At 63.1% G+C, this 15816-nt stretch carries 16 protein-coding genes and 1 tRNA gene; 6 read left to right on the top strand and 11 right to left on the bottom strand.

The features are described from left to right. Positions 1-89 precede the first annotated feature (89 nt). Both sigK and ACIPY3_RS02765 read left to right on the top strand, forming a co-directional pair. The gene (sigK, locus tag ACIPY3_RS02770; RefSeq protein ID WP_400329794.1) at positions 90-695 is read left to right on the top strand and encodes an ECF RNA polymerase sigma factor SigK; all 606 of its coding nucleotides are present in this window, start codon (positions 90-92) and stop codon (positions 693-695) included. A 1-nt stretch (position 696) separates the two neighbouring features. After that, positions 697-1548 (top strand): anti-sigma factor domain-containing protein, encoded by an 852-nt coding sequence (locus ACIPY3_RS02765; RefSeq protein ID WP_400329791.1) that lies wholly within the window; start codon positions 697-699, stop codon positions 1546-1548. 81 nt (positions 1549-1629) lie between these two features. Here ACIPY3_RS02765 and ACIPY3_RS02760 read toward each other — a convergent pair whose 3' ends face one another. From ACIPY3_RS02760 to ACIPY3_RS02735, 6 genes are all read right to left on the bottom strand, one after another. Beyond that, positions 1630-3045, bottom strand: coding sequence for a gluconate:H+ symporter (locus ACIPY3_RS02760; RefSeq protein WP_400329789.1), 1416 nt, complete (start codon positions 3043-3045; stop codon positions 1630-1632). Then, positions 3042-3587 carry a gluconokinase gene (locus ACIPY3_RS02755; RefSeq protein ID WP_400329786.1) on the bottom strand — a complete coding sequence of 182 codons (546 nt, stop codon included), beginning with the start codon at positions 3585-3587 and terminating at the stop codon, positions 3042-3044. The genes ACIPY3_RS02760 and ACIPY3_RS02755 overlap by 4 nt, the downstream gene beginning before the upstream one ends. A 74-nt stretch (positions 3588-3661) precedes the next feature. Further along, the gene (locus ACIPY3_RS02750; protein WP_400329783.1) at positions 3662-4441 is read right to left on the bottom strand and encodes a PIG-L deacetylase family protein; all 780 of its coding nucleotides are present in this window, start codon (positions 4439-4441) and stop codon (positions 3662-3664) included. 4 nt (positions 4442-4445) lie between these two features. After that, positions 4446-5399, bottom strand: coding sequence for an electron transfer flavoprotein subunit alpha/FixB family protein (locus ACIPY3_RS02745; protein ID WP_400329781.1), 954 nt, complete (start codon positions 5397-5399; stop codon positions 4446-4448). Between the two features lie 15 nt (positions 5400-5414). Then, positions 5415-6230 (bottom strand): electron transfer flavoprotein subunit beta/FixA family protein, encoded by an 816-nt coding sequence (locus tag ACIPY3_RS02740; RefSeq protein WP_400329778.1) that lies wholly within the window; start codon positions 6228-6230, stop codon positions 5415-5417. A 248-nt stretch (positions 6231-6478) separates the two neighbouring features. Next, positions 6479-8221, bottom strand: coding sequence for a trypsin-like peptidase domain-containing protein (locus ACIPY3_RS02735; RefSeq protein WP_400329775.1), 1743 nt, complete (start codon positions 8219-8221; stop codon positions 6479-6481). 333 nt (positions 8222-8554) lie between these two features. On the opposite strand from ACIPY3_RS02735, the gene ACIPY3_RS02730 reads away from it, so the two are divergent. Then, positions 8555-10609, top strand: a complete 2055-nt coding sequence (locus tag ACIPY3_RS02730; RefSeq protein WP_400329773.1) for a TPM domain-containing protein — start codon at positions 8555-8557, stop codon at positions 10607-10609. A 118-nt stretch (positions 10610-10727) separates the two neighbouring features. Further along, positions 10728-11516 (top strand): PspA/IM30 family protein, encoded by a 789-nt coding sequence (locus ACIPY3_RS02725; RefSeq protein ID WP_400269764.1) that lies wholly within the window; start codon positions 10728-10730, stop codon positions 11514-11516. Positions 11517-11609: 93 nt separating this feature from the next. Here ACIPY3_RS02725 and ACIPY3_RS02720 read toward each other — a convergent pair whose 3' ends face one another. Then, a complete protein-coding gene (locus ACIPY3_RS02720) occupies positions 11610-12407 on the bottom strand; it encodes a GntR family transcriptional regulator (RefSeq protein WP_400329771.1) in 798 nt (265 codons plus the stop codon). Positions 12408-12523: 116 nt separating this feature from the next. Further along, positions 12524-12597: transfer RNA gene (locus tag ACIPY3_RS02715), tRNA-Met, on the bottom strand. Between the two features lie 482 nt (positions 12598-13079). On the opposite strand from ACIPY3_RS02715, the gene ACIPY3_RS02710 reads away from it, so the two are divergent. Together ACIPY3_RS02710 and ACIPY3_RS02705 are read left to right on the top strand one after the other, a co-directional pair. Next, positions 13080-13556 carry a hypothetical protein gene (locus ACIPY3_RS02710; RefSeq protein WP_400329768.1) on the top strand — a complete coding sequence of 159 codons (477 nt, stop codon included), beginning with the start codon at positions 13080-13082 and terminating at the stop codon, positions 13554-13556. A 10-nt stretch (positions 13557-13566) separates the two neighbouring features. Then, positions 13567-13764 (top strand): hypothetical protein, encoded by a 198-nt coding sequence (locus tag ACIPY3_RS02705; protein WP_400329766.1) that lies wholly within the window; start codon positions 13567-13569, stop codon positions 13762-13764. 330 nt (positions 13765-14094) lie between these two features. Here the strand turns inward: ACIPY3_RS02705 and ACIPY3_RS02700 are convergent, their stop codons facing one another. The 3 genes from ACIPY3_RS02700 to ACIPY3_RS02690 are packed head-to-tail and all read right to left on the bottom strand — an operon-like array spanning position 14095 to position 15802. Continuing rightward, positions 14095-14493 carry a hypothetical protein gene (locus ACIPY3_RS02700; RefSeq protein ID WP_400329763.1) on the bottom strand — a complete coding sequence of 133 codons (399 nt, stop codon included), beginning with the start codon at positions 14491-14493 and terminating at the stop codon, positions 14095-14097. Then, the gene (locus ACIPY3_RS02695; RefSeq protein WP_400329760.1) at positions 14493-15344 is read right to left on the bottom strand and encodes a hypothetical protein; all 852 of its coding nucleotides are present in this window, start codon (positions 15342-15344) and stop codon (positions 14493-14495) included. Before ACIPY3_RS02695 ends, ACIPY3_RS02700 begins: the two co-directional genes overlap by 1 nt. 11 nt (positions 15345-15355) lie before the next feature. Further along, positions 15356-15802 (bottom strand): hypothetical protein, encoded by a 447-nt coding sequence (locus tag ACIPY3_RS02690; protein WP_400329758.1) that lies wholly within the window; start codon positions 15800-15802, stop codon positions 15356-15358. Positions 15803-15816: the final 14 nt, after the last annotated feature.

Raw genomic sequence — 15816 nt, 5'->3', positions numbered from 1 at the left:
TGGCTGTGGTGGTCAACCGCACGACTTCGCCCACCACGCCGGAGGGCCGTCCTGCCGCTTTCAAAGCCGACCACATATGCTGGACAGTAATGGACACCCCCAACACCCCCGGCCCCCCGGTCTTCGAGGCCGCTGGGCCCGCAACCGACCTGAACTCGCAGTTGTCAGGCCTCCTTGAGCTGATCGCTGCCGGAGACCAGCAAGCCTTCGCGGAATTTTACCGGCTGACCTCCAGGCGGGTTTTCGGCATGGCGAGGCGGGTGCTGATCGATCCCGAACTGAGCGAAGACGCAACCCAGGAAGTCTTCATGCAGGTCTGGCAAGGCGCCGCGAAGTTCGACCGCGGCGCAGGAACACCGTTGGCTTGGTTGATGACCATTGCACACCGCCGGGCCATCGACCGCGTCCGTGCCGTGCAGGCAGCCACGGACAGGGAAGCGCGTTACGGCGCTTCCAGCCAGGATCCCGACCGCGACGTGGTAGCCGAAGAAGCCGGAACCAACCTCGAAGCCGAGGCCGTGGGCCGCTGCTTGGGAACGTTGACCGAAACCCAGCAGGAGTCTGTCCGACTGGCCTACTACGGCGGCCTCACCTACCGCGAGGTTGCCGAACGGCTCGGCGCAGCCGTGCCCACCATCAAGTCGCGGATCCGGGACGGCCTCCTGCGCCTCAAGACGTGCTTGGGGGTGGGCTGAGATGAGTGAGAACACCGGTGGAGGATTTATCCGCAAAATGTTCGCGAACGACATCGCAACCGACCTTGCCGAGGGCCGGGTCCTCGAACTTGCCGAAATTTACGCCTTGGACGCCTTGACCGAGGAAGAGCGTGTCCTGATCGACGATTACGTCAGGGACGCACCCGAGGGTCCGGAGTTCCGGGAGAGGGTTCGCCAGGCACACGAAACGCTGGCCGTCAGCTTTGCACCGGAGGAAGAGCCCCCCGCTGCCTTGTTCGACTCCATCATGGACAAGATCGCGCAGTCCTCAACCGCAATGCCGTCCTCTGCGGAGCCTGTTGCTCCGTCCGCCGGAGAGCCGTCCGGAGGTGCGGCCGTCGCCGATCTCGCCAGTGCGCGGCTCAAGCGTAAGGAACGTCGCGGGATGGCAGGAGCGCGGGCATGGATCATCGGCGCTGCCGCCGCGGCCGCGATCGCGGTGGCAGGCGTCGGCGTCGGCGCCTATGTTTCTGCACAGAACGATCCCATCAACCAGGTCCTGCAGGCACAGGACGTCCAGAAGAAGACCGCGGACGTTCCCGGAGGCGGCACCGCCACGATCTCCGCTTCCTCGGCAAAGGACTCGTTCGTGGTGCTCATGAACGGTGTGTCTCCTGCCCCGAGTGGCAAGGTCTATCAGTTGTGGACCCTGCCGAAGGATGGTTCCGCGCCGGTTTCGCAGGGCACCATGGATGCCGAAAGCCTTTCAAAGCCTGCCGTTGTGAAGGGATTGTCATCGGCCTCATCGGTAGCCATCACGGTTGAGCCCGCGGGCGGATCCAAGGAGCCCACCTCCGCTCCTGTCGTGGTGGTTCCCTTGGGCGCCGCCTGAGTCCACCCGCGTTAAAGCCCGACGGCGGCCGTCCCACCCACGGGACGGCCGCCGTCGTACTCTGCGTTGAGAAGGGCGTCGCTACAAAACGAGCGACAACAGCATCACGAAGCCGAAACCCACAACAGAGATCAGGGTCTCCATCACGGACCAGGTCTTGAAGGTTTGACCAACCGTCAGGCCGAAGAGTTCCTTGACCAGCCAGAAGCCGGCGTCGTTCACGTGGGACAGGAACAGCGAGCCGGCACCGATCGCCAAAGCCAACAAGGCCGCGTGCGTCGGACTAAGGCTGCCTGCCAGGGGCGCCACGATTCCGGCGGCGGTCACGGTGGCCACTGTTGCCGATCCTGTGGCGAGGCGGAGCGCCACTGCGACGATGAAGCCCAGGACCAACACGGACATATTGGCACCTTCGGCCCATTTCTTGACGGCGTCCCCCACGCCCGCACCGATCAGGGTCTGCTTGAAACCACCACCTGCACCCACGATCAGGAGGATGGCCGCGATCGGTCCCAGGCTGTCGCCAAGCTTGGCAGTGATCTTGCTGCCCGTGAAACCCACCGCGTACCCGAAGGTGACGATTGCCGCCAGCACGGCCAGCGTCATGGCAACAAGGGGCTGGCCCACGAAGTCGAAGAAGATCCTGATGGCCGGTGCAGTGGCAGCATCCGGCCAGATGATGCCGCCCAAGGCCTTCAACAGCATGAGGACCACAGGGAAGATGATGGTCAGCAGCGTCACAAGGAACGATGGTTGCCGTTTGACATCGCTGAGGTCGGCACTGTGTTGGGTGTCGATGCCGCCGGCGACAGCGGGCGCGTCCACAGGTACCCATCGGGCAGCCAACCGGGAGAACAACGGACCACAAATGATCACCGTGGGGATCGCCACCAGGATGCCCAGGGCCAGGGTGGTTCCCAATTCGGCCTTCACGGCACTGATCGCGATCAGGGGCCCCGGGTGTGGCGGCACGAGTCCATGCAGCACCGACAGGCCGGCCAGGGCGGGGATGGCGATGCGCATCAGCTTCATCTGGGAACGCTGCGTCACCAGCACGATCACCGGGAGGAGGAGCACCAGGCCGATCTCGAAGAACATGGGCAGGCCGATGATGACCGCAACCAAGGTGATCATCCAGACCAGCTTGTTGCCGCTCGCCTTGGCGATGAGCGTGTCCACCACGCGGTTCGCTCCCCCGGAGTCGGCCAGGAGCTTGCCGAGCATCGCGCCCAAGGCAATCAGGAGCCCCACTTCCTTGAGGACCCCGCCCACGCCGTCTTCGAAGTTGGTGATGACCTTTCCGAGCTCAACGCCGGAGGCCAGGCCAACGAAGGCCGAACCCAGCACGAGGGCCAGGAAGGGATGCAGTTTCAGTTTCGCGATCAGGACGACGATGAGCGCAATTCCCAGGGCCGCCACCACCAGGAGCTGTGTGTCGTGGCCGGTCCATCCCTGGACCTCTGCGGGCACCAGCGTTGCCGTCTTCAGCCCAATCACAGGGCAGTCGATTCGGTGCCCTTGGCGGCGGGCAGAAGCCCCAGCCGTTCGATCACTTCCTCCGCTTCCTCAGCGGGCGACGCCGAGACACACAAGGAGATGCAGCTCTCCTCCTCGGTGGGCTCTTCGAGAGCCTCAAACTGGGATTCCAGGAGCGACGGCGGCATGAAATGGCCGTGGCGAGAGGCCAGGCGGTCCGAGATCTTGTCTTTGCTGCCTTGGAGGAACACAAAGACGACGCCTTCTCCGCGAAGCACGTCGCGGTACTTTTTCTTCAGGGCCGAGCACGTAATGATCGCCGGCGTTCCGCTTTCCGTGCGCTTCCGGATCCATGCGGCAATGATCTCGAGCCAAGGCCAACGGTCCTCGTCCGTGAGTGCCTGTCCGGAGTGCATCTTGGCTACGTTTGCCTCGGGGTGGAGATCGTCACCTTCGGCAAGGTCCCATCCGAGCTTTCCCGCCAGGACGCCGGCAACGGTTGATTTTCCCGAGCCGGAAACTCCCATGATCACAAGGACCGGCTGCTGTGCAGTCTTCGCCATCAAAGTCTGCCTTCCTCAAATAAATATGATTTAACCGAGGTCAAGCATATGGCAGGGGTTACAGGAGGGCAATACTAGAAGCCTGCGATGGTGGTGGAACCGTTGATCGCCACCACGTGGAACCGCTCCGCGCTCCGTCCTTCCGGAAGCCCTGCACGTTGTCCGTTGGCCAGCAGGTTTCCACGGACCACGCGCTCCATCCCCTCGATGTCCGGGTGCTGGCTCGCATGGATCCTGATGGCGTCCAGCTTGGCGTCAACGTGTTCCGTGATGTCTACTGCGTGATTCTCGAGGGCCTCCGGGCTGGAGATGAACCACAGCCACGGCAGCTTGAAAGCCCCCAGTCCGGCCTCTGCGAGTTCGGGGTAGGCGAAGGGGTTTTCCACGGCCGGGTAGACAGCGCGGGTCACGGCCTCCCCCGCTGCAAGGTGGTCCGGGTGGCTCTTCTGGATCCGGTCCCAGTTCCTTTCCGGATGCATGGTCAGCACAATATCCGGACGGATCTCGCGGATCAGCTTGACCACTTGCTTGATGACCTCGTGGGTGGGTTCCAGGTAGCCGTCACGTTCGTGGAGGTAGTGGATGTCATGCACGCCCACCAGCGCGGCCGCACGCTGCTGTTCTTCGGCCCGGAGCTCGATGATTCTTTCCCGGTCCACCGGATCGAAGCCACCGGCGTCACCGTCGGTCATGATGCAGTAGCTGACCTGGACTCCCGCGGCAGTCCACGCAGCGATAGTCCCTGCCGCTCCAAAATCGATGTCGTCAGGATGGGCAGTAAAACAAAGCACCCGCTCAACACGCTCCGTGGAGGTGTTGAACGGGCTCTGTGCTGACGAAACGCCAGAAGTCAAAGGATCAGCCTTTCCGCTTCTTGATCTCGGCCGTAGCCTGCGGCAAGACCTTGAAGAGGTCGCCGATAATGCCGAAGTCCGCTATCTCGAACACGGGAGACTCGGCATCCTTGTTGACGGCAACAATGACCTTGGACGTCTGCATGCCGGCCTTTTGCTGGATGGCACCGGAAATGCCGGCCGAAATGTAAAGCTGCGGCGAGACCGTCACACCGGTCTGGCCTACCTGCGCGTCGTGGCCGATCCAGCCCGCATCCGTCGCTGCGCGGGAAGCGCCGACTGCGGCGCCGAGCGCATCAGCCAACTCTTCGACAGGACCGAAGTCGCCGTCAACGCCTCGGCCGCCGGCCACCACGATGCGGGCTTCACTCAGTTCAGGGCGTCCACTGACAGGCTTGTCCGACCGCGACGAGATCCGTGCAGAACCTGCCGCAGCGTCGCCAGGTACCTCAACCGTGGCCGTGGCGGGCGTTGCAGCAGCGGCCGCCGGCTCGGGTTCGACCGTGTTCGCCTTCACCGAGTACACGGACACAGGCGTGGTCGCCTTCGCCGTGGTGGTGTAGGAGCCTGCGAGCACGGACTTGTGCGCCGTGCCGTCCGCTTCCACGTCCACGACGTCCGTGATGACACCCGCGCTGAGCTTGATGCCGAGACGGCCGGCAATTTCCTTGGCCTCGGGCGAGTTCTCAAGCAGCACGGCGGTGGCACCGGAGGCTCCCACTGCCGCAGCCAGGTAGGCGGCCTTGGGTCCGGCAAGGTACTCGCCAAGATCGTCCGACGACGGCAGGAAGATCGTGGTGACGCCGTAGGCACCCAAGGCGCCGGCGACGTCGTCGGCCACGCCACCGTTGATGGCGACGGCGGTCTCCCCCAGTTTCCGGGCAAGGGTCAGGAGCTCCAGGCTGCTCTTCTTGAGCGCAGCTCCGGGGTTGTCAATGAATACAAGTGCGTTTGCCATGGTTTGGGGTCCCCTTTAGAGCAGCTTCTGTGCGGCCAGGAAGTCGACCAGCTTGATGCCGGCGTCGCCTTCGTCGGTGATGATGGTTCCGGCGCTCCGCGGCGGGCGTGCCTCAGCCGATTCCACCACCGTCCAGGAACCCGCGGCCCCCACCTGCGAGGCCTCGACGCCGATGTCCGCGAGCGACAGGGAAGCGATCTTCTTCTTCTTGGCGGCCAGGATGCCCTTGAAATTCGGGTACCGCGGCTCGTTGATCTGGTCCGTCACGGACACCACAGCGGGCAGCTGTGCCTCGATGGTCTCCGAGTGGAGCCCGGTATCGCGGCGGGCCACCACGGTGCGGCCGTTCACCTCCAGGCTGGAGGCGAACGTCACCTGGGGCAGGGACAAGCGCTCAGCGAGCTGCGCCGGAACCAGCGACGTCTCGCCGTCCGTGGAAGCCATGCCGGTGAGAACCAGGTCAACGGGCCGGCCGTCCGCGGACAGGTGGCGGATGGCGGCGGCAAGCGCCAGCGACGTGGCGGCCGCGTCTGAGCCCGCCAAGGCCTCGTCGCTCAGGTGTACGCCGGAGAAGGCACCGATTTGAAGCGACTTCTTCACGGCATTCACCGCTCCGGATGGGCCCATGCTCAAGGCAATGACCTCGTTGCCCGCCTTTGCGCCGCCGCGTTCTTCGGCCAGCTGCAGCGCTGCCTCCAGGGCGTACTCGTCAAGTTCGGACAAGATGCTCTCGTCACGATCGGTGGTGTTGCCTGGTCCGGTGATGTGCCGGTCGAACTGCGCGTCCGGGACGTGCTTGACCAGGACCACAATCTTCAATGTGTCTTCCACTGTCTTCGAAGCAGCCTTCCATGCTTGTGGACGGCCAACCTTCAAAGCGTGGCCGTGAAATTGCCCAACACGTGGGCTTCCCCTAGCTAAGCATATTGCCCGCAAAATTCCATGGCGGCGTTAACGCCTGTTTCGTCGCCTTGGGAAGCGCACTGGCCGGTAAAGCACGACGGCGGGCCGCACCTCTTGGGGTGCGGCCCGTCGTCGTTGGTTCGTTCTTGAGATGCGGCTGAATCCGCAGGTGCCCGTTACTGCTGGGCTGCATCCAGGGTGACGTCGACATCCTGCGACTGTCCGTTCCGGACGATCGTGACCTTCACCTTTGCCCCCGCCGACTGCTCACGCACGGCGGCGGTCAACTGGTTGGGATCGCTGATGGCGTAGTCACCGAACTTCGTGATTACATCGCCGACCTTGATGCCCGCCTTGGCTGCAGCGGAACCGCTGGTCACGGAAGCAACTTCGGCGCCAACCGAGAAGCCAGAGTCACTTCCCGTCGAGGACTTGGCCCGGACGGAGACACCGAACTGGCCGTGGCTGGCCTTGCCCGAATCGATGATTTCCTGCGCCACCCTCTTGGCGTGGTTGATCGGGATGCTGAAGCCAACACCGATGTTGCCGCTGGACGAAGTGGCGGAGCTGCTGCCAGCCGAAGCAATGGCCACATTGACGCCGATGATTTCACCCTTGCTGTTTACCAAGGCACCACCGGAGTTGCCCGGGTTGATCGCGGCATCGGTCTGGATGACGTTGATGGAAATCGACCCCTCGTTGCTGGTGCTCTGGCTCTGCCCGCCTCCCGGAGGAGCGAACTGGAAGCCCTGGTCACCGCCCTGGGAGTTGTCCGAACCGTCCTTGGGCGCCGCGGAAGACGCCACGCTGATGGTCCTGTTGAGGGTGGAAACGATGCCGTCAGTCACCGTTCCCGTCAGGCCTAGCGGCGCGCCGATGGCCACTGCGGTGTCCCCCACGTTGACCTTGGAAGAGTCGCCCAGAGTGGCAGGAACCAGTCCCGAGGCATCCGAAACCTTGATGACAGCGAGGTCGGACAGGGGGTCGGTGCCCACCACTGTCGCCTTGAGGACCTTGCCGTCGCTGGTCCGGACCTCGATGGCCGCATTGGACGTAGCACCGTCCAGCGTGACCACGTGGGTGTTGGTCAGGATGTGGCCTTGGTCGTCAATGATGATGCCGGAGCCCGTGCCACCTTCGTTGCCGCTGGTGGCCTTGATGGTCACCACGCTGGGCGACGCTTTCGCAGCGGCCGCCGTAATGGCGTTGACGTCGTCCTTGTTATTGACGATGACCGTGCTGGACTGTCCGCTGCTCGAAGACGTGGTTGTTGGTTGATCCCACAGCATGTTGCTGCCGGCCACGACGCCGCCGCCCACCAGGCCTGCCGCAAGGATGCTGGCTACCAGGGTGCCCACACCGAAGACGGGCTTGCGCTTGGTGGCTACCGCTGTGTGCTGGCCGGGAGCCTGGTGCATGCCCTGTCCCTGCTGGGCTCCGTATGGCCCGCCTGGGATGCTGTTGAAATGTGCTTGGCCCTGGGGCCCCGGAGCCTGGCCGCCCTGGGACTGCCCGGGCGTTCCTGGGTTCTGACCGGAACCGTAGAACGGATGGTGCTGTGGATAGTCCGGGCGCTGGCTGCCCCCTTGGTACATGTGGCCTGCATAGGGCGGCTGTGGCTGACCCTGGTGCGCGCCTGTATGGGGGTGGGACGCAGTTGGCTCCCCGGACGCCGCATTATGGTTACGATTGGCTTCCTGGCCGCCGTTGGGGTTCGGTTCCGGAGCCTCGGCCTTCGCAGCAGCCGGCGGCTGGAATGCCGGCATCGGCGTGGTGGGCTGGGACCCCGTTCGCTGATCGGAGTTCCAGCCGGGCTGCTGCTGTGTGGGAGTTGCATCCGAAGTGCTGGCGGCAGGATCGCGCGGCTCGTTCGGCTCGCGGTTCTCCGAAGCGGCGCCCTGTGCTGGGTTCTCCGTCATGGGACTTCCTTTCGTTCTCGTCTCCCCTAACTATGGCCCTATTTACTGGAACAATTTCGGACGTTCGCTGGGAGCTTCCTGAAAGCCTGGATGGGTTCGGCGGCGGGCGTCGCTGGGACCTGGATTCCTGCTTCAACGCGCGACCCTTCGGGCTTTCTCCTTCATTTCGCTGGTGGCATATTCACCCCGGTGGACGGGGTATCAGGTGCACCATAGAATCAAGAGGAATTGCCACAGCGACCTGCGGCTTTACACACCATGCGTGGGGGCGCTGAGCATTCTGTGACGATTGGTTCGCCCTGTTCCAGTCGCAGACGTGCTGAAGGGTTGCACATGCGGTCAATAGTGAAACGTGTACTCGCCGTGATTGGCGTGGCTGGAGTGCTGGCCCTCCCGGCCGGCGCGGCGTGGGCCGCTGATCCGGTCACCATACCATCGGGCCAAAACATCGTCGATGATGCCAACGTCCTCGGCAGCCGGAAGGGCGAAGTCCAGGACGCCATCCAGAAGACGCTGAAGGACCACAAGTACAACCTCTATGTGGTGACGGTGAACTCTTTCGAGAACCCGTCGGATCCTGCACAGTGGGGGCAGGCTGTCGCAACGAACAAGAAGATGGGACCGGCGGACGTCATCCTGGCCATCTCGACCGCCGGACAATATTACTTTGCGCCCAACTCCGCGAGTTCCATCTACTCCAAGCGGACGAACATCACCCAGAACGCCATCGCAGCGAACCTTGGCGCGGGCAAGAAGGACTATGCCCAGGCTGCCATCGACACCGCGGCTGCCATTGGTGACGCGGCCGGCGGTGGCAGCGGAACCGTGCCGAGCGGCAACGCAGGCGCAGGCGTCCTGGTGGGTGTCGGCGTCGTTGCGGCCGGTGGCGTGGGCACGTACCTGTACCTGCGCAACCGGCGTAAAAAGTCCGGCCAGGCCTCCAGCGCCAGTTACGGACCCCAGGGCGAACAGCTCGATCCCCTGGCCGGCCTCAGCATCCCGGAACTCCGGCAGAAGAGCGGCTCGCTGCTCATCGAAGCGGACGATGCCATCAAGTCCAGCGAACAGGAGCTGGGCTTCGCCCAGGCGCAGTACGGCGACGCCGCGATCGGCAACTTCACCAAGGCCCTGCAGGAAGCCAAGGGCCACATGACTGAGTCCTTTAAGCTGCAGCAGCAGCTCGATGACCACATTCCGGACACCGAGGAACAGCAGCGGAGCTGGCTCGGCGAAATCATCCGCCGCTCCGAAGCTGCCCTGGCGTCGCTACGGGACCAGAAGTCCGATTTCGATTCGCTGCGCGAACTGGAAAAGAACGCGCCCCAGGCCCTGGCCGCGGTCACGGACGGCGCACGTGAGGCAGATGCGAAAATTGCGACTGCGGAACAGTCGCTGGAGACGCTCCGGGCCAAGTATGCCGACTCGGCCGTCGCGCAGGTCTCGGACAACATCATGCAGGCCAAGGAACGCCTGGCCTTCGTGAACAACGCAGCCGCGACAGCGCAGGAGAAGCTTGGCTCGGGCGAAAACAGCCTGGCCGCCGTTGCGGTTCGCGCTGCAGAAGAGAGCCTGCACCAGACCAACGTGCTGATCGACGCCATTTCCAAGACCGCAGGAAGCCTGGACGAGGCCCGCACGTCCTTGGAGAGCGCCGTTGCCGAAACAAGCCAGGACCTGGCCCAGGCGCGGGCCATGATCCAGTCCGGCCAGCACCCGGAACTTGCCGGACCGGTAGCCGGCGTCGAAGCGGCCTTGGCGCAGGTCAAGACAGAAATCCAAGGCGGCAGGATCGATCCCCTGGCAACGCTCAACCGCGTGGAGACAGCACACCAGGCGTTGGACCAGTCCCTCTCCGGCATTCGGGACCAGGAAGAGCAGGCGCGTCGTGCCCAGGCATCCCTGCAGCAGACCATCATGGCAGCACAGGCACAGATCAGTGCCACATCGGACTACATCACTGCACGCCGCGGAGGGGTGGGGACCGAAGCCAGGACCCGTCTGGCAGAAGCCCAGCGGAACCTCGACTACGCGTTGTCGATCTCACGCAACGATCCTGTGACTGCCCTGACCTACGCCCAGCAGGCACACTCGCTTGCGGCGCAGGCGGCTCAACTGGCTCAGGCTGACGTTGACCACTTTGGCTATGCAGACCAAGGCTACGGCCGGGGCGGCATGTTCGGTGGAGGCGGCGGAGGCGGAGGCCTCGGCGGCGCCATCCTTGGCGGTATCCTCATCAACTCCATCCTTAACGGCGGCCACGGCGGCTGGGGCGGTGGCCACAGCGACGGCGGTGGAGGCGGCGGCTTCTTCGGCGGCGACTCAGGCGGCGGAGGCGACTGGGGCGGTGGCGGAGGAGACTTCGGCGGCGGCGACTCCGGCAGCTTCTAGGCACCACACTGGTTCCGGCCAGCACAAACTAGGTGGGGTTCCCGCCCCATGTAGAAGCGGTACAACAACTGATCACTGATTTCAGTGGGCTCCACTGAGCAGGACGAAAGGCAACACCATGGTTAAGCAGTCCATTTTCGGTCGGATCGCACAACTGGCCAAGGCAAACATCAACTCTTTGCTTGACCAGGCCGAGGACCCGCAGAAGATGCTGGACCAGATGGTCCGCGACTACACGAACAACATTGCCGAGGCCGAGTCAGCCGTTGCCCAGACCATCGGCAACCTGCGAATGCTGCAGGCCGATTACAACGAGGACGTCAAGAACGCCCAGGACTGGGGCAACAAGGCTCTCGCAGCCTCCCGAAAAGCCGATGAGTACCGCGCGGCCGGCGACGCCGCAGACGCACAGAAGTTCGACAACCTGGCGAAGGTTGCCATCCAGCGCCAGATGACGGCTGAATCCGAAGCCAAGGCGGCCGAACCGAGCATCGCTTCCCAGACCGAAGTTGTGGACAAGCTCAAGAGCGGCCTCGACCAAATGAAGAACAAGCTCAACCAACTCACCGCCAAGCGCAACGAGCTTGTGGCCCGCTCCAAGACCGCTGCTGCCCAGTCCCAGGTGCACGACGCCCTCAAGAGCATCGACATCATGGACCCCACCAGCGAGGTTGGCCGTTTCGAAGAAAAGATCCGCCGGGAAGAAGCCAAGGTCCTTGGACAGCAGGAGCTGGCGGCTTCAAGCCTCGACGCCCAGTTCAACCAGCTCGAAGACCTGGGTGAGCAGACGGAAATCGAGGCCCGCCTGGCAGCGCTCAAGTCCGGTGGCAGCAAGCCTGCCCTCGGTGCCGGGGCCCCTGCAGCCTCCGGTGCCACCATCGACGAGGCAGACTTCGACAAGCTCTGACTCCGCAAGTCCCATGCGTATGGCCGGGTTCTGTTGGACCCGGCCATTCGCCGTTTAAAAGGCCTGCGCTGGCCCTGCAACCGACCGCCGGGACTAGCTCGCGGGCACTCCTGCATTGTCCGCCCCGGGGCTTGCTTCCGTGGCAACTTCAGCCCGGATCTCAAACCCCTTGGGATGGAAGTACGTCACGGTACATTCCAGGACTTCGCCATCGGGTCCCAACGTGGTCCGCTCCAGGCGCGGCACCATGGGGAAGCCCCGCACGTTGAGGGCATCAGCAAGGTGCTCGGGGGGTGCATGCATGGTCACGGTGATTTCGGCCCGCTGGAGCGGCTTCAGGGTCCTGTCCTGGATCACCTGGTAGATGGAGTTCTTCTCCGCATCGGCGAGGCTGATGTGGCGGCCAATGTGGGATGGAATGAAGATCTCTGCAATCGCATAGGGCCATCCGGCGCTGGAGTACGATCGGCGAATAACCAGGACCAGGTTGTCGTCGGATACGAGCTTGGCTGGAACGGTCCGGTCCTTTTCCATCCACTTGTATTCGATCAAGCCCTTGACCGTCTTCATTCCGGCAGCCGTAAACGTCTCCATGAAGGGTGCCAGACGGTTCAGCATCCGCACGGGCCGCTGGGCCATGACAAAGGTTCCCTTACCCTGGCGGCGGACCAACAGGCCCTTTGCCACTAAGGTTTCGATGGCCTTCCGTACGGTGGTCCTGCTGATCCCGTACTGGTCCATCAACGACTCTTCGGTAGGGATGCGCGAACCCGCCTCCAGCCGGCTCACTTGATCTGTCAAAACGTCCGCTACCTGCTGGTACACGGCCACTGGGCTGTCCCTCTGCAGAACCTGGGGTTGGGGGACGGCGTCGTAGTCTTCTTTGACCATGCGGACCTTCCTGGCGTGACCTGCCCCGTTGCCGGCGGGAAAATGATGCCGGCACCAGGGCTGTGCGGATAAAACAAAGGCCCGGACCAGCTAATACTGATCCGGGCCTTTCCCAGTTGCGGGGACAGGATTTGAACCTGTGACCTCTGGGTTATGAGCCCAGCGAGCTACCGAACTGCTCCACCCCGCGTCGCTCAATCAACTTTACCCTATGGCGAATGCGGTTTTGACCACTTCGGCGCCATCGTGCCGCAGATCACGTTTACCATCATTCAGCCCGACGATGCTCGAGGAGCATTCTCCACGCAAACAAAAAGTCCGGATCAGCATGTGCTGATCCGGACTTTTTCTCCAGTTGCGGGGACAGGATTTGAACCTGTGACCTCTGGGTTAAGAAGTCCACGTTCCCTAGATCGCTTCACTCCCCCCATGAATACCCTATTTAGACGCTGGACGCCAACGCTCAAGCGGCAGCCATAAGCGGGGGCCACAAAATTTAGCCCCCGCGCCGGAATCTAGGCCCCCATGTTTTTAGACGTTTCCGGGGGATAGTCGAGGGGAAACCGCGTCTAGAGCTACCAGACGAGTTCACAAATTAAGTAGCCAATACACGCCTAGCCGTGCTAAGCTTAGAGAGTCAGCAAGGCAGGAAAACAACCCCAGGAGCAAGCCATGGAATACCCCAAGCCAGTAGATCCGGCCGAGGCCGCACCGCTTCTCGATGCCCTCCTCGAGAACGAGGAATACGGGATCTACTACAGTGCGGCCACCCGCCGCGACATTCTCCGCCGTGCCGCATACGACATGGGACTTCTCAACCGCCAGGCTCCCCCAGCCCTGCTTCCGGAGATTGCCCAGGACGCCGCGGCCCGCATCCGCGAGGAAGTCGAGCCCCACCTGCAGGAGGTATTCAAGAACGAGCTGCGCGACGAACTCGAGCTTGCAGGGTGGACCGTCAACCCCTCGACAACTTGGTTCACCAAAGAGCAGGCCCCCGGACTGCTCAACTCCTTCTCTCTCGCGCTCACTGTCGAAAGCGTCAAAATCGAGGCGTGCCGGCCTAACTCGATCGTTGAGCTACTCAGCTTCGACCGCGCCAAGACAAGCCCCGAGCGTCTCGCTCGCGTCCTCGCTGCAGTGTTCGCGTAAGGGGCCGGCCGTGGTCGAATTTATCGCAATGATTGGCATGAAGAACTCGTTCAAGGTGTGGGCCGTCAAGTTCGCCTCAAGCTCCGATATGTTTGCTTGGGTAGACGCCCACCCTGAGATCGTCCTGAACTCTTGGTCCCCCATCGTCGATGCCGAGAGCGCCCTCGTCTATGCGTCCCTCGAGGCAGAGAGGAAAGCCGCCCAATGAAGCGTTACCTATCCCGCCCCGAGGTTGCGGAAAGAATCGGGGTCAAGCCGGACACCCTCAACCGGTACAAGCTGCCGGAGCCTGACGCTCAGGTAGGGGCCCGGCAGCTTGGCTGGCTGCCTGAGACGATCGACGCATGGAATGCCTCTAGGCCAGGCCGGAGAGGACCGAGCAAGCCAGCCGGTACAATTGAGAACGCGGGGCCGGTTTGAGCGCTGCCCTTGCTGACACTTCGGTGGTTTAGCTCGCCGGCCCCGCACTTGAACGCAGAAATAGGGCCCCCGGCCACCCCCTAGAGGGATGGACCGGGGGCCCTTTTCTTGTGTGTGGTTACTTCTCGTTGCCCTCGACGTCGGCCGGCTCAACCTGCGCCCCGTAAACGATCTGCCCGCCGTTCGTGATAGTCACGTCACCGGGCGAAGTCTGGGAAACCACCTTGGGAGTCCCGGCGTCCGCCTTGATGCCCTTGAGCAGCTCGTTCACTCGAGGAATCGCCATGATGCGCGAGAGCGCCGCGGCGATCGCCGTGAGCAGACCGGCCGCTGCCAGCAGCCAAGCAATAAAGCCCGGAGGCACTGCCGCGTCCAGTTCCTCAGCGAGGATCTGCAGCACCGAAGGGCCGGCGAACAGGACCAGACCAAAAGCCGGAACGCCGACCTCGAGCACGGTCCGCCACATAGCCCGCCAAGGGTTAGCGACCTGCGAAGGGATAGCCAGATGATTTGCCATTAGTTCCCAACTCCCTGAGTCTTGAGCGCTTCCTTTACCGCGGCAGCGATAAGCTCCGGGAGGTTCTTCTCGAGCTTCTCAACCCGAGCGAGGACCTTTAGCGCGTTCTTGTTTTCGAGAGACGGCAGGGACTCCCCGCCAATGATGGACTCGTTGTTGCCGGCGTTGTTGAACAGCGCGTAGTAGACCGCCTTGGAGAACTCAGAGTTCGTCGGAGGCTTTGGGAATTCCTTTGTGGGGGAAAACGCCGGGTAATTCATGATGGTGTTCATATCAGGCATGTCGTCATCCTCGATTCCGTTGAGTATTTCGTCGGTGTACTTGAAAAACCGGGCCCAATCGAATTTGGGGCCGGGGTCAGAGCGGGAGATCCCGGAGTCGCCGTGTGCGCAGAAGCCAGGCACTCGAGCCCTCGCCTCAGCTCCGGAGATCCGCCGGAGCGGGACCACGATGTCGTGGTTGTCCGCCATGTACTGCACGAAATCGGCGGCCATGCGCGCGAGGTTCCGATAGAAACCCTCCTCGACTTCGGCCGGCATGTTGCCCCAGTCTGTCGTCTTGCACGCGGCCGAGATCCCGACCGCCCAGTTATTGGTCTCCGAGTCCTGCCAGGTTTCCCACTCCCACGGGTAGTAGGTTTCAATGTCCTGCCAGTCACAGGCCCGGTGGTAGCAGCCGTAATCCGCGCGAGATTGAACCAGCCGTGTGAGCGCCGAAACACCGGCCCGCCAGTCCCCTTCCGAGGTGTGGACAATTGCAGTGCCGGACAGCGCCGCCCCACCACGCCGAGGGAAGGTCCCCTGCGGCGTGGCGAGGTTCGGCGCGTCGACCAGTGTGTAACCAGTCGCCATGGCGTTCCCTCCTAGTGTTCTTTTCCTTCGCTTATTTGTTCTTTGAGTTGGGCGGCCACCGGGACAATGTCCTCCTTCACAACCCGGCTCAGCTCGTCAGCTTTGGCCCGGCGTTCCTCTGTGGTGGCAATGTGCGCGTCCAGCCGTTGAGTGACGACCTTGACGGAATCGTGAACCGCGTCCAGGTCCTCGCGGAGGTTGGTTTTGTGGCTGTTCTGCACTTGAGCCCGGAGCGTCTCGAGTTGGGCCATGACACCGGGCCGGGCAGGCTCTATGACCTGCCCGGACCCGTCCACCCGTTCCGGCACGCCGTGCCAGTCCTCCGCGAGGTGCCCAAGCTTCTTGATGAACTGCCGGACCGGCTTGAGTACCTTCACAGCGCCGGCGACGGCCCCACCGACGCCGGCCAGGAAGAGGACTATTTCGCCCACGGTCAGATTGGTTACCCATTCAGGCATAGTCTTTGCGCCCC

Origin of the sequence: Paenarthrobacter sp. NPDC089714, from assembly GCF_044748905.1 — a bacterium.
Lineage (GTDB): Bacteria > Actinomycetota > Actinomycetes > Actinomycetales > Micrococcaceae > Arthrobacter.
Note: the sequence above shows the minus strand (reverse complement) of the source record. Positions and strands in the feature narration are given on the sequence as shown.